Annotated in this window: 12 protein-coding genes; 8 read left to right on the forward strand and 4 right to left on the reverse strand. The window is 36.6% G+C overall.

What is annotated here, in order from left to right; translation table 11 throughout:
• The first annotated feature begins 16 nt into the window (after positions 1-16).
• Both mrdA and rodA read left to right on the forward strand, forming a co-directional pair.
• The gene (gene mrdA, locus E0Y80_RS07055; protein WP_156306955.1) at positions 17-1,996 is read left to right on the forward strand and encodes a penicillin-binding protein 2; all 1,980 of its coding nucleotides are present in this window, start codon (positions 17-19) and stop codon (positions 1,994-1,996) included.
• The gene (rodA, locus tag E0Y80_RS07060) at positions 1,989-3,269 is read left to right on the forward strand and encodes a rod shape-determining protein RodA (protein ID WP_156306956.1); all 1,281 of its coding nucleotides are present in this window, start codon (positions 1,989-1,991) and stop codon (positions 3,267-3,269) included. The genes mrdA and rodA overlap by 8 nt, the downstream gene beginning before the upstream one ends.
• A gap of 8 nt (positions 3,270-3,277) precedes the next feature.
• On the opposite strand, the gene E0Y80_RS07065 is transcribed toward rodA, so the two are convergent.
• The 3 genes from E0Y80_RS07065 to E0Y80_RS07075 are packed head-to-tail and all read right to left on the reverse strand — an operon-like array spanning position 3,278 to position 5,597.
• Positions 3,278-4,132, reverse strand: coding sequence for a nucleoside phosphorylase (locus tag E0Y80_RS07065; RefSeq protein ID WP_156306957.1), 855 nt, complete (start codon positions 4,130-4,132; stop codon positions 3,278-3,280).
• Entirely contained in the window at positions 4,129-4,746 is a 618-nt protein-coding gene (locus E0Y80_RS07070) for an IMPACT family protein (RefSeq protein ID WP_156306958.1), read from the reverse strand. Before E0Y80_RS07070 ends, E0Y80_RS07065 begins: the two co-directional genes overlap by 4 nt.
• Positions 4,743-5,597, reverse strand: a complete 855-nt coding sequence (locus E0Y80_RS07075) for an EamA family transporter (protein ID WP_156306959.1) — start codon at positions 5,595-5,597, stop codon at positions 4,743-4,745. Before E0Y80_RS07075 ends, E0Y80_RS07070 begins: the two co-directional genes overlap by 4 nt.
• Before the next feature lie 591 nt (positions 5,598-6,188).
• On the opposite strand from E0Y80_RS07075, the gene E0Y80_RS07080 reads away from it, so the two are divergent.
• Genes E0Y80_RS07080 through E0Y80_RS07100 form a run of 5 tightly spaced genes read left to right on the forward strand, consistent with a single transcriptional unit; the run spans position 6,189 to position 11,427 of the window.
• Positions 6,189-7,019: a prephenate dehydratase gene (locus E0Y80_RS07080; RefSeq protein WP_156306960.1), complete on the forward strand. Its 831-nt coding sequence runs from the start codon at positions 6,189-6,191 to the stop codon at positions 7,017-7,019.
• 41 nt (positions 7,020-7,060) lie between these two features.
• On the forward strand, positions 7,061-8,167 hold the full coding sequence (locus E0Y80_RS07085; protein WP_156306961.1) for a chorismate mutase: 1,107 nt from the start codon (positions 7,061-7,063) through the stop codon (positions 8,165-8,167).
• Positions 8,168-8,169: 2 nt separating this feature from the next.
• Positions 8,170-9,423: a 3-phosphoshikimate 1-carboxyvinyltransferase gene (aroA, locus tag E0Y80_RS07090; RefSeq protein ID WP_156306962.1), complete on the forward strand. Its 1,254-nt coding sequence runs from the start codon at positions 8,170-8,172 to the stop codon at positions 9,421-9,423.
• A 59-nt stretch (positions 9,424-9,482) separates the two neighbouring features.
• On the forward strand, positions 9,483-10,580 hold the full coding sequence (gene aroC, locus E0Y80_RS07095) for a chorismate synthase (RefSeq protein ID WP_156306963.1): 1,098 nt from the start codon (positions 9,483-9,485) through the stop codon (positions 10,578-10,580).
• Positions 10,570-11,427, forward strand: coding sequence for an ROK family protein (locus tag E0Y80_RS07100; RefSeq protein ID WP_156306964.1), 858 nt, complete (start codon positions 10,570-10,572; stop codon positions 11,425-11,427). The genes aroC and E0Y80_RS07100 overlap by 11 nt, the downstream gene beginning before the upstream one ends.
• Before the next feature lie 32 nt (positions 11,428-11,459).
• Here E0Y80_RS07100 and E0Y80_RS07105 read toward each other — a convergent pair whose 3' ends face one another.
• Positions 11,460-13,877, reverse strand: coding sequence for an alpha-ketoacid dehydrogenase subunit alpha/beta (locus E0Y80_RS07105; protein WP_156306965.1), 2,418 nt, complete (start codon positions 13,875-13,877; stop codon positions 11,460-11,462).
• 143 nt (positions 13,878-14,020) lie between these two features.
• On the opposite strand from E0Y80_RS07105, the gene E0Y80_RS07110 reads away from it, so the two are divergent.
• The gene (locus E0Y80_RS07110) at positions 14,021-14,749 is read left to right on the forward strand and encodes a hypothetical protein (protein WP_156306966.1); all 729 of its coding nucleotides are present in this window, start codon (positions 14,021-14,023) and stop codon (positions 14,747-14,749) included.
• Positions 14,750-14,861: the final 112 nt, after the last annotated feature.

Consider the following 14,861-nt stretch of genomic DNA (forward strand, 5'->3'; position numbering starts at 1 on the left):
TTACGGTCTTATTCTCATGAACAATAGTTATTTCAACCGTAAGTTTGTAATTCAAGGAATATTTATTGCTATTGCACTAGTGATTGTTGCTAGGCTGTTTTATATACAGGTCATTGACGACAAGTATCTATTATCAGCCAACAATAATGTAATGCGCAAAAAAATTATCTATCCTGCACGGGGAGTTATTCTCGACAGGAATGGTAAGGTCTTGGTTCAAAATGAACCTGTTTATGATATCATGGTTACTCCGAGGGAAGTTAAGGATTTGGACACTCTGCTATTATGTGATTTACTGGGCATTGATACGTTAGATTTCAATGTAAGGATGAAAAAGGCAAAAGCTCATTCACCTTACAGAGCGTCACAATTCATGAAACAGGTTTCATCGACTGTCTATGCTAAATTTCAGGAGCATTTATATAAGTTCAGAGGGTTTTATCCTTTGAACCGTACTGTAAGAAGCTATCCTGATAGTATTGCTGCGCAGTTTTTAGGGTATATTCAAGAAGTAAACGATCGTGATATTGAAAAGTCAAGTGGTTTTTATAGACCTGGGGATTACATTGGCGCATCGGGAGTTGAAAGGGCATATGAGGAGCTTCTACGAGGGAAACGTGGAGTAGAAAACCAAATGGTAGATGCCTTGAATCGTCCTCAAGGGAGCTTTATGGAAGGAAAGTATGATACATTAGCTGTCACAGGTGACGGCCTTGTTTCCTCATTAGATAAGGATCTTCAGATTCTAGCTGAAAAGCTAATGAAGAATAAATTGGGCTCTGTTGTTGCGATAGAACCTTCAACGGGAGAGATTTTAAGTTTCGTCAGCAGTCCTTCCTATAATCCGAACATGATGGTTGGAAGAGAGTTGGGCAACAACTACATGAAACTGTTGAATGATGAGACTAAACCAATGTTTATTCGCCCTATTCAAGCATCATACCCACCGGGATCAGTATTTAAAGTAGTTTCTGCTTTAACTGCACAACAGGCAGGTGTGATTAATGACCAAACTGTATTTTACTGTCCTGGCGGTTACCGATATGGAGGAGGCCGAGCGATAATGCGCTGTACGCATGTTGATGGTGCCACAGGCCTTGTAAAATCTATTAAAATGTCCTGCAATACGTATTATGGATATGTATATGCAAAGATGATTGATTCGAGAGGTATGAGTGGACCCAAAGCTTATGATCTTTGGAAAGAAGCATTGGGTAAGTTTGGATTAGGCCATAAATTAGGAATTGATTTACCGGGCGAAAAGCCAGGATTGGTACCTACTTCAGATTTCTACACAAAACGCTATGGAAGTGGAAATTGGAGATCAGGATTTAATATCTCTCTTTCAATTGGTCAAGGAGAATTAGGAATTACGCCATTACAAATGGCGAACATTATGGCGATTGTTGCCAACCGGGGTTTCTATTATAGACCACACCTAATTAAAGGAATCGGTGAGAAACAAATTGTTAAGGAAGAATTTACGGAAAAGATTTCTGCCGGTGTGGATGCGAAATATTATGAGGCAGTAATTGAAGGCATGAGCCAAGCAGTGAACCAAGGGGGAACAGGTGCAGCTTCAAAAATTGCAGGTATAGAGATGTGTGGAAAGACAGGGACGGTTCAAAACCCTCACGGAGAGAACCATGCTGTATTTTTTGCATTTGCTCCACGGGTCAACCCCAAGATTGCAATTGCGGTATTTGTTGAAAATGCAGGTTACGGTGGTACTTGGGCAGCCCCTATTGCGAGTATGATGGTTGAAAAATACTTAAAGGATACTATTTCATTGCCTAAGTATATTCAGGATCGAATATACAATGGTAATTTGATGCCTAAACCAAAAGTGAAGAAAGAGGAAACCATTAAAAAAGACAGCACTAAAAACAATAAACCGAAAGCTGAACCGGTAAGAACTGCTTTGGTAGATCCAAAGAAACAGAATGAATCTGGAATTTTAGTACATCATAGTCAAGTGAGGAGAATCCATGAATAACCTACAAAAGAAAAGCTTTTTTGGTAGAATTGATTGGTTAACAATTGGGCTATGGTTGGCACTATGTCTTATTGGGTGGTTTAATATTCATGCTGCTGTGTATGACCCTGAAAACCCAGGGTTGTTTAATCTTGCCACGAATTATGGCAAACAGTCTATTTATATATTCACGGCCTTAATCATTGGGATTTGTATTCTAATTATTGATTCCCGATTTTTTATATCTTCTGCACCAATCATTTACATCGTTGTTATATTACTATTACTTGCAGTTTTGGTAGTTGGTAGGAATGTAGGAGGTAACCAGGCATGGATACCGCTTGGGAGTTTCAGGCTTCAACCTTCAGAATTTGGGAAGCTCGCCACCTGTTTATTGTTAGCATATTACCTTAGTAATCAAACCAATAAGAACCCCAATATGAAAACTTTATTCATAGGGATTTGCATTGTTTTATTCCCGGTTGCATTAGTAATGTTGCAACCTGATACGGGTTCTGCTTTAGCTTTCTTTTCTTTAGTATTTGTTTTTTATAGAGAGGGATATGTTAGTACCGGGCTATTGATTATTGGAGGACTTGCGATTCTATTATTTGTATTGGCCTTACTAATTAATCAGTGGATATTAATTGGTTGTCTAGCATTAATCTGTGGATTTTTTGCATTTATGATGCGAAAAAAGCGGAAGAATTTAATCAATATGGCGATCCTATTCGTAGTATCTAGTGTTTATATTCTATGTGTAGATTTTGCATATGAGCAAATTCTTCAACCACACCAAAGAAACCGTATCGATATTATTTTAGGTAAAATGGATGATCCGAAAGGCCAAGGTTATAATCTTAACCAATCTATGATTGCTATTGGATCAGGACAGTTGTTTGGGAAAGGATATCTTCAAGGCACGCAGACGAAGTATAATTTTGTTCCTGAGCAAAGTACGGATTTCATTTTCTGTACAGTTGGTGAGGAATGGGGATTTGTTGGTTCTGTTGTGTTGATTTCAATCTATGTGGCATTATTGGTTCGCTTAGTCAATATTGCTGAAAGGCAGCGGACGGCATTTGCGAGAATTTATGCATATGGAGTAGCTTCCATCCTATTTTTTCACTTCTTTATCAACATCGGGATGACCATTGGGATTGTTCCAGTAATTGGAATTCCCCTACCCTTTATAAGCTATGGAGGATCATCGTTATGGTCTTTTACGATATTATTGTTTATTCTTTTAAGGTTTGATTCAGCGAGAAAAGGTACAGCTGTTGGGTTAATTTAATTTAGGTATTAAATCCTGCTTATAATAAGTTTGATTGCATTATCAACAATTTCCTGCGGATTTTTACTGAAGGATTCACTTACTCGACTTGCTAAAATTGCATTTATGGAAATTGCATGGTGTCCAAACATATTACTTAAAGCATAGATTCCTGCTGTTTCCATTTCAAGATTGGTCAGGTTTCTTCCTGAAATTTGAAAACTATTAGCTTTTTTGATGAGGTCAGGGTAAGTATTTTGAGATCTTACGTTACGTCCTTGTGGGCCGTAAAATCCCGGTGCGGTCATGGTTATTCCTTTTGGTAGATCAAAAGCAAATTTGTCCAACAATTTTTGAGAAGCTTTTCCCACATAAGGTCTGAAAGTAAGGTTATCAAAATGTTTGATTACGGCATCTTGTAATTCTATTTCGGGTTGGGTATAATGCTTTCTATAATATTGCATTAAGGTATCAAATCCTATAGCATATTCCGATGCTAACACAGTTCCCATGGAGATATTTCCTTGAATAGATCCCGAAGTTCCAATCCTAATGATATCCAAAGATTTTATTTCAGGCTTTAAGGTCTTGGTTGCAAAATCAACATTAACGAGTGCATCCAATTCATTCAGGACAATATCTATATTGTCAGTTCCTATCCCAGTTGAGATAACGGTAATTCTTTTTCCATTAACATTTCCCGTATGTGTAATAAACTCCCTTCTACCTTTTTTAATTTCAATATTTTCAAAATATTTAGAAACTTCCGGAACGCGGTCAGGGTCACCAACAAAAATGATGGTATCAGCAATATCAGTAGGCAATAAATTCAAATGGTAAATGCTTCCATCGGAATTAATAATTAGTTCAGAATCGTTAATCATATGGTTCGTAAGTAATTGATCTTTACCCCTTCAATTTTATCCAGTCTTCCGATCACTTCATTTACCCGTAATTTACGGATTTCAAGTGTAATTTTACAATTCGTATCAAATTCTTGACCCAATACAATGAGGTCCAACTCCTTTACCATTTTCATGATATCGTTCATTTGCAAGTAGTCAAATTGCACTTCATATACATCATTGACTGTTTTTTCAACGATTTCAGCATTTGATAATGCTTCTTGCGTTGCTGTTTTATAGGCATTGATTAAGCCTGGCACTCCCAGTAATGTTCCGCCGAAATAACGGACAACAACAACCATAACATTTGTGACATCCATGGATAATAAAACATTTAAAATTGGACGACCGGCGGTACCGGAGGGTTCTCCATCATCATTAACTCGAAATATAGTTCTATCGGGAGTTAATCTGTATGCCCAACAGTGATGCCTGGCTTTAGGGTGCAATGCTTTCAACTCTGCTATGATTTCCTTGATTTTATTTTCATCTTTAAAAGGAAAAGCATATGCTATAAATTTACTTCCTTTATCTCTAAAAATTCCCTCAGAAGGTTCGTCAATTGCTCTATATGTATCTTCAAATAAACTCACAGAAATGCTATTAATAAGACTGAAATAATGGCCAAAATTACCCCTATTTTATTATAAATACTAAGTTTCTCATTAAATAGAAGCACTCCTGCCAATGCACCTACAGATATAACTCCAATATTCATCCCTGTAAAGACAAGGGATGGACTTTCTGGCAAAGCTCGATGTGCTTTCATATAAAACACAATATTTCCAAAATTAAATAATCCTAAAACGGCTCCATATAACAATGCCTTTTTATCAAAAGGTTCCTTTCGAATTAAAAGCAAGTAGGATAGAAATAATAAAGCGAAACCTAAGGCAATGATAAAGACAATCCATAGGGACGACATATAAGTCACTTCCTGATGTTGGGCAATTCGTTTAAATATAATATCGATGATACCCATTCCGACGAATACTAGTACGGGAAAGAACCAAAATTTCTTACTATCATTTTGGATTTTCTTGTTCCATCCAATTGAGAATACAATTGCTAATATGCCTACAGCAATCCCAATGAATTTGGAGCTTTCCATTTTTTCATCCATCCATAGATAGGCAGCAATTAAGGGAATAAAAAGGGATAAGCGTTGAGCAACTTCCGTTTTTACAATTCCACCATAACGAATTGACATGGCAATACAGATAAAAATAAAGGGGAGTAAAAATCCCAGTGGTAAATATAGGTTCCAAGGGAGATCTGATGTCCAGGATACAATTTCGGGTTTCAAGACTAAATAAGTCATTAAAAGCGCAATTGGATAATTCCAGACCAAAAGCTGTAAGTAATTTATTCCTCTCAGCTTAGCCAGTTTTATAATGATAGCTACAGTAACAGAGCAGAGAACTGAAATTAGAATATAGAGCATGAAGTTTTTTCAATTGAAATTGTACAAATATATTCTTTTATAATCAGCAAAATAGTTACTCGGGCTTACCAATTATAGAATTTTAATTGTAATCATCTATAATTTCATTATTAATATGTAAATATTTTTGATTATAAAATGAATGAATTTTTACAAAAAAACATGTGATTTTTTAATCGATTTTTTACAATTTTTATCACTCTTTTTTATCACATAAAATTTATAAAAAACATTGAATAAAGGCTTTTAATAAACATTTAAACTAAATAAGATAAAAAAATAGCATTAAATTTTTGTAAATTTTGATGTGTTTTTAAGCGTTTTTTTATGTGAATTTTTTATTATTTTTTAGTTTTTTTAAACAGTTTTTTAATAAAATTTTTAAAATTATTTTGCACTTAAACAAAGAAGTTTTATATTTGACAACAATTAATCGGGAGATGAACAGAAAATATACATATACAAACTTTTGGTTCTTTTATTTTAGAGATAAGAGCTGGGACTAGTATATAGATTATACAAGAAATAAAGAGGTCCCTGCTGAGAAGTTAGGGACCTTTTTTTGACTAAATACAAAGTAGAGAAAAACAAATGAGCGAAAAGATAAAAATTGCCATCCAAGGAGTAAAAGCTTCATTTCATGAAGAAGCAGCTTATAAGTATTTCGGCAAAGACATTGAAACACTTGAATGTTCCTCATTCAAGAAAACATGCGATTTACTAAAACAGGGGAAAGCAGACTTTGTGGTGATGGCGATTGAAAATTCAATAGCTGGTAGTATTCTACCTAACTACAATCTATTAAGAGATTATAGATTTCATATTATTGGCGAAGTTCATTTAAATATTCAGCAGCATCTATTGGCCCTTCCGGGAGTTAAGATGTCAGACATTCATTTTGTGGAATCACATCCAATAGCAATCAGACAATGTGATGAATTCTTAAGTGACCATCCTGAATGGATTATTAAAGAAGGAATGGATACAGCAGCCTGTGCTAAGAAAATATTAGATGAGAAATTAACAAACACTGCGGCGATTGCTAGCGAAGCTGCAGCAAAACTTTATGGGTTGGAGATCTTAGAAAAAAGAATTGAGACCAATAAAAAGAACTCCACACGTTTCTTGATATTATCCAATGAATTGGAAGAGCAAAAGAATGCTAACAAAGCTTCATTATCATTTCAAACGTCACATGCAATTGGTGCCTTAGCAACAGTATTACAATGTTTTGCTGAGCAGAATGTGAACCTTAGTAAAATTCAATCGATGCCTGTAGTTGGTCGGAGGAATGAATATGATTTCTATGTGGATGTAGAATGGAAGAAGCAGGCAGATTATGATGCCGCTATAAGAAAGGTATTAAAACACACGGTGAACTTTAGCATCATGGGTGAATACATTAAAAACGAAAAGATCTAAATCAAAATAATTAATTAAGTAAATAATCAAACTAAAATACAATGAAACATTCATTAGACATTCTCCCTTTAAAATCTTGGTTAGACACAGGAGATAAACCATTAATCATTGCCGGACCATGTAGTGCTGAAACAGAGGAGCAATTGGTATCTACTGCACACTTATTAGCTAACACTGGAAAAGTGAATGTTTTGCGTGCTGGAATTTGGAAACCTCGTACCCGTCCAGGAGAATTCGAAGGTATCGGAAGCATCGGATTAGAATGGATGAAGAGAGCTAAAGAAGAAACGGGATTATTGACGGCAACAGAAGTAGCGACTGCAAAACATGTTGAGGAGGCTTTAGCAGCGGGAATTGATATTTTATGGATTGGTGCACGTTCTACGGCAAACCCATTCACAGTTCAAGAGATTGCAGATGCATTACAAGGCGTTGATGTACCTGTTTTGATCAAGAACCCAGTAAACCCGGATTTATCTTTGTGGTTAGGTGCATTAGAGCGCGTTAACAGAGCTGGGATTAAGAAAATAGGTGCTATCCATCGCGGATTCTCATCATTTGAAAAGACCGCTTTCCGTAATGAACCTATGTGGGATATTGCTATACAACTTAAAGGAATAGCTCCAGAATTACCTATCATTAACGATCCAAGTCACATTTGTGGTAATCGTGAGTTGATTCCATATGTAACTCAAAAGGCAATGGATATGGACATGCAAGGTTTGATCATTGAGTCACATATCGACCCTTCAGTTGCATGGACTGATGCAAAACAACAAGTTACTCCTGCAGCGTTAGCAGATCTTTTAGATAGCGTATCGGTTCGTAAACCAGAATCTAACAATCCTGTATTCGAAGATAAATTAGCTGAATTACGTGGTCAAATTGACAAATTGGATGATCAGATCATCAAACAAATTGCTGACCGTATGAAGATAGCTGAGAAAATCGGTGAGGTAAAAAGAGATAACAACGTGACTATTCTTCAAATTAATCGTTGGGATGACTTAGTAAAAAAACGCATTCAATTGGCAAATGCTCTTAACTTGAGTGAAGAGTTTACAACAAAATACTTAGAGTTATTGCATAATGAATCTATTCGTAAGCAAAACGAGGTTATGAACACTAAACCGATTGCGGAGGCTTAAGAATGATAGCGAAAAGCTTAGTTTTAACCCACCCTTCGCAAGAAATTAACGGCACGGTACAGCTGACTGGTTCAAAATCAGAAAGCAACCGTGCTCTAATTATTCAAGCACTGAGTAAAGGTTTGGTCAAAGTAGAAAATCTATCTGAAGCTGCGGATACAGTAACACTTCAGGCTGCATTGAATTTGGCCATTTCAGGTGGCAGCGACCTAAAAACTATAAATATCGGTCCAGCGGGAACAGCTATGAGGTTTTTAACTTCATTTCTTAATCTTGTAAAAGGAAATTTTATGCTTACTGGGACTGAAAGAATGCAACAGAGACCGATAGGCATTTTAGTAGATGCTCTAAAGGATATAGGTGCCGATATTCATTATGAAAATAAAACAGGCTATCCCCCATTGAAGATTGAGGGCGGTATGATTCAGGGAAAGGATAAAATTTCAATCCAAGGAAATATCAGTAGCCAGTACATCTCCTCACTCCTTTTGATAGCTTCTTCTTTAAAGAAAGGGCTGACTATTAATATTCAAGGAGAACTTACTTCTAAGCCCTATGTTACCATGACCTTAGAAATGCTTAAGGAATGTGGAATAGAATATAATTTTGAAGAGAGCAGTATCTATATTTCGAAGCAGGATTTCAAAGATTCAATAATATACGTTGAACCAGATTGGAGCGCTGCGTCTTATTGGTATTCTATCGTTGCCCTATCCAAAAATGGTCATATTGTTTTACCTGGTTTAAAAGAAAACAGTTTACAAGGCGATAAGGAGATTGTTGAGATAATGACATACTTTGGTGTTTCATCCAGTTTCGAAAACGATGGTTTGCATTTAAGAAAGATAAGCTTAGATTCAAATAAATCACTTTTTGACTTCAAGGAGTGTCCAGACTTGGCCCAAACAGTGGTGGTAATCGCCTCTGTATTAAAAAAGGATGTTTCATTCACAGGATTAGAAACTTTAAAAATTAAGGAAACAGATCGTATTTTTGCTTTACAGACTGAAATTTCAAAATTTGGTGCAGAGTTGATAGCTGATGGAGAAACCTATCATTTAAAAACGGAACAAGTTTCAGATCCAGGGGATCTTACAATATCTACTTATGAGGACCATAGAATGGCGATGGCATTCGCGCCATTAGCATTGGTTTTTAAGAAAGTTAAGATTGAAGAACCGAGTGTAGTTGAAAAATCATACCCTATGTTTTGGCAACATTTGGAGGACCAGGGCTTCAAAATCGAAGAAAAATAATATGGTTAGCTAACCATATTTCATATCAATTTTTATATATTTACGGGCATTATTAAATTATGGCAGGAAATACTTTTGGAGATTTATTTAGGATTAGCACTTTCGGAGAATCACATGGAAAGGCTATAGGGGTGATAGTTGATGGGTGCCCTGCATTGGTTGAAGTGGACGAAGAGTTCATTCAATCCGAATTGGATAAGCGTCGTCCAGGTCAATCCAAAATAACAACTCAAAGAAAAGAAAGTGATACTGCACAAATTCTTTCAGGAACATTTGAAGGAAAAACAACAGGTACGCCTATTGCCATTGTAATTCCCAACGAAGATCAGCGTTCTAAGGACTATTCTCATATTCAAGATAAATTCAGACCATCACATGCCGACTACACATATCAAAAGAAATATGGCATCCGCGATTATCGTGGTGGAGGAAGGTCTTCAGCAAGGGAAACTGCGGCGAGAGTTGCTGCTGGAGCGGTAGCAAAATTATTTCTGAAACAATATGGAATCGAAATATTTGCTCATGTTTCAGCTGTTGGCCAAATCAATGCTCCGAATTTAGACCATTCTGACTTACAAGGACTACTTCAAACCAGAGAAAGCAATATCGTTAGATGTGCTGATCCTGCATCTGCTGTTGAAATGGAAGACTTTATCAATCAAGTTAGAAAGAATGGGGATACAGTTGGAGGTGTAATTTCTACTGTAATTCGAAAAGTCCCCGTAGGACTTGGTGAACCCGTATTCGATAAACTACATGCTGATCTTGCCAAGGCGATGATGAGTATAAATGCGGTTCACGGTTTTGAGTATGGTTCAGGATTCGAGGGGTCAAAAATGCTTGGCTCCGAACATAATGATATTTTCGTCAATCAAGACGATCAAATAAAAACAATAACCAATTTTTCAGGTGGTATACAAGGAGGCATCTCCAATGGCATGGATATTACTTTCCGTACAGCATTTAAGCCAGTTGCGACAATTATGCGTGATCAAAGCACATTAAATGAAGAAGGACAAGAAACAACCATTTCAGGTAAAGGTCGTCATGATCCTTGTGTAGTTCCTCGAGCAGTAATTATAGTTGAAGCCATGTCAGCTTTGGTAATTGCTGACCATTTACTAAAATATAAGGCCTATTTAAAGGATGCAGAATAGCAATTATATTCTCTCATGTGATATTGGCGGAACCCATATCACATCAGCGATCGTAGAGAAGGATTCTTGGAAAATTATCAACGAAACCATTACTCGTTCGCATGTAAATTCTTTAGAAGATGCTAAATCGATTTTTCTTGATTGGACAAATAATATGAAATCCTGTTTAGAAAAGACTGATTTAGAGATCAATAACATCGGAATTGCAGCACCAGGGCCTTTCGATTATGAGCAAGGTATTGCCCTGATGAAGGGACAGTCTAAATATGATAGCATCTATAACATTCAAGTTACTGGACCTATTTTAAATGGATTAGGAAATGATGGACTGAATATCCTTTATATCAATGATGCTGCTGCATTTTTACAAGGAGAGGTATTCGGGTGTGGCCTTGATCATAAGGATAGAATTTTAGGTATTACACTTGGAACGGGATTGGGCAGTGCTGTGTGGAGTCAAGGTGAAAAAGCATTCGATGCAGACCTGTGGAATACAGCCTATAAAGAATCAATTTTCGAGGAATATTTAGTAACCCGTTGGTTTGTTCGCAGATTTGAAGAACTAACAGGAATGAAGGAAACCGGCCTTAGGGAAATTCTTGAAAAACATGGTAATTCAGAGGATGTCATTCAACTACTTGCTGAATATCAAGAAAACTTGTTGAACTTCATGCAATTCTTCAGTGAAAAATACAATTGCAAATCCTTTGTGATTGGAGGAAACATAGTCAAAGCATGGGAAAGAATTTTCCCTGAAAAATCAATTTTAAAAGGGTTTGATATTCAGATTGGAAAATATCAAGAGCATGCTGCGATAATCGGGGCTGCGGCTTTATTTTCTAAATAAAATGATAATGAAATATCTAGGAACATATCCTCCTAAAAAATAGGAGGATATGTAGTTGGATTACTATCTGACATCATTTGATATGCAGCTTCTACCACATCATCAACAGCAGGTTTTGTGAAATAATCACCATCTGAACCATATGGAGGACGATGAGGTTTAGCAGTTAATGTTTTGGGTTCACCATCTAAATGATAATATCCCCCTTGTTTTTCCAAGATTTCGTGTAAAAGGTAAGCAGATGCTCCACCTGGGAAGTCTTCATCCACTACCAATAATCTATTTGTTTTTTTCAACGAATCCACGGAAATATGATCTCTATCAAAAGGTTGAAGACATTGAGCATCAATAATTTCAATGGCTACTCCTAATTTATCTAGTTCTAAAGCGGCTTCCTGAACAATTCTAAGAGTAGAACCATAAGAAACTACAGTTATATCTGAACCTTCCCTAATTTTTTCGGCTTTTCCGATTGGCACGGTAAATTCAGCAATATTAACGGGCATTTTTTCTTTTAGACGGTATCCATTTAAGCATTCTACAACTAGTGCAGGCTCATCTGATCTTAAAAGCGTGTTATACATTCCAGCCGCTTGAGTCATGTTTCTCGGTACACAAATATGCATCCCACGCAATCCACCAAGTAATACTGACATAGGTGATCCTGAATGCCAAATTCCTTCCAAGCGATGCCCTCTAGTCCTAACAATTAAAGGAGCCTTTTGTCTTCCCTTGGTTCTGTAGCTCAAGCTTGCTAAATCATCACTCAGAACAGGCATTGCATAGATTAAATAATCCAGGTATTGAATTTCAGCGATGGGTCTAAACCCCCTAACAGCCAATCCAATTCCTTTCCCTATAATTGCAGATTCTCTAATTCCGGTATCAAATATCCGCTGGTTTCCGAATTCTTCTTGTAAACCGGCAAAACCTTGATTTACGTCTCCAATTTTACCAACATCTTCACCAAAAGCCAATAATCGAGCATCTTTATCAAAATTTGCTTTAAAACAGGCATTCAGCACTTCTCTGCCATCGACAATGGCTGAGTCTTGGTCATATTCTGGAGCTACAACTTCCACTTTCAGTGGTGAATACTTTGTATCAACGAATAATTTATCATTGAATCTATGTCGATTGACTTCTTGTTTTTCTCTATACCAAGAGATCAATTCATCCTTACCATGCACCTCAATTCCACGTAATTCCCTGATTACACGACGAACATTAACATATACCTCTTTTAAAGAAGGTTCAGTTGTTGACAATAAGGTTTTTAGGGGAATTTCAGCTGCATGATGGTTTATGCCTTCCAATTTCTGGATTGCTTCTTGTAAGTCAACCTGTAGAGTTTTTCTGTAGTCTACCCAGGCACGTTTTTGTTCTTTTCGCACGAATTCTTTTGCTTCGGAATCTATTGCAGAAAGTTCTTCTTCCGTTGCCATTCCAGAATCAATTAACCAATCCCTCATTTTCTTATTGCAATCGAATTCATTTTCCCAATCCAGACGTTCATTAGTTTTATAACGTTCATGGGATCCTGAGGTTGAATGTCCTTGGGGCTGTGTCATTTCCACAACATGAACTATGCAAGGTGTTCCATTGGTTCTAGCTACATCTGCAGCTTTTTCATAGACCTCACATAATCCAGCATAATCCCATCCTTTGACTCTGAATATTTCAAATCCTGGCCCTGCTTCATCGGTTTGAAAACCTCTAAGTACAGTTGAAATATCACCTTTTGTTGTTTGAATATCATTAGGAACGGAGATTCCGTATCCGTCATCCCAAATTGAAATAACTACTGGCAATTGTTTTACGCCTGCGGCATTAACAGTTTCCCAGAATACTCCTTCAGAGGTTGCAGCATTTCCGATAGTACAGAAAATAACTTCATCTCCATTTTTGGTAAACTTTTCTTTATGTGAAAGGTTAGGATTATTTTTATATAATTTTGATGCCAGTCCAAGTCCTAAAATCCGGGACATTTGTCCACCTGTGGTCGAGATGTCAGAGAAACAATTGACTTGTGCTGTTTGGTCGATCCATTCGCCATCTTCCTCTACAAATGGAGTTGCAAAATGGGCTACCATCTGTCTTCCTGCAGATGATGGGTCAGCTTCAATATCAGGGTTTGAATAGAGTTGAGAGAAGAAATGATATATACTGCTAATTCCAAGTGCAAATGCTAGGGTTTGGTCTCTATAATAGCCCGATCGCCAATCACCGGGTTTAAAAACCTTAGATAGGGCAATCTGCGCCAATTCCTTTCCATCTCCGAAGATACCAAACTTAGCTTTACCTGTAAGCACTTCCTTTCTTCCCAATAAACTTACATATCGGCTTTGAGTGGCTAGTTTATAATCTTCTAAGAGAACCTGGCGGAATTCCTCATAGCTTATTTTTGACGTATTGTATTGCACTGCTCGTGTCGCGTTTAAATCTGACATTAAAGTGGTTCCTTTTTTAACAAAAATAAGAAAATAAACCAGTTTATCTTACCCTATTTGAGGTTTAAATCAGATCTATTTTGAATTAATCGCTTTAGATTATGACAATATTCCTTACTTTTAGCCGTATTTTCGAAGGACTTATGAGTAACATACATTTTTTTGATGCGAATGCGGGATCTGGAAATTTAGGAGATCTTGAGAAAACCCTTGTTATTAACAACTTGCTAACGATCCCTTTAGAGAAAAGGAATAATGATTGGGTAGCTGAGTTTATTGATAATATTGCTGACGCGAACCTGGCAGTTTCTGAGCCAGAAATCATAATGAGTACGGAAGGATTTCCATACGTCAATTTACGTTCGGTTGAACCAGGCGAGAATTTTCAGGCCTATGTCATTAAAAATAAATTACCCAATCTACTTCAGAATGGTTTTGGTGTTGCCTTAAACACGAGGAAACAAGATCCTGATTGGATGTTTAGTTACGGTGATTTATTAAATCTAGCGCTTCGCAATGAATTTTATACAGACGAACATCACTTTTCATTAAACAATGAAGATTTCATTATAGGTAGCGATGAGGAGATATTAGTAGGACAACCATCAGAAGAAATCTTACCTGCATATGCTCGTAAACAAATTCGTGAATTCCTACAATATTCTGGAGTAAAAAATCCGATGGTTATGTTAATCGCCCGAAACTATACGGACGAAGAAAAAGTAACACAGGATTTAGTTTTTAACATTACGCCAAAGAATTTTTCCAATGAAAGGGAATATAAGCAGGCGATGAATACCATTTCTTGGTTTCTACCTAAGCACTACTCTTTAGTCGGATTGGATTCGGATTCAGGATTCCAGCCTTTATAAAAAATTAGGGTCAGAGCTTTTCAGTTCTGGCCTTTTTTTCAATACAATCATTTATACAAATTACTACATCTGTACTTAGCTTTTAAAAAAGGCGAAGTCGAACATTTTCAAT

Origin of the sequence: Sphingobacterium endophyticum (genome assembly GCF_009733535.1) — a bacterium.
Taxonomy (GTDB): Bacteria; Bacteroidota; Bacteroidia; order Sphingobacteriales; family Sphingobacteriaceae; genus Sphingobacterium; species Sphingobacterium endophyticum.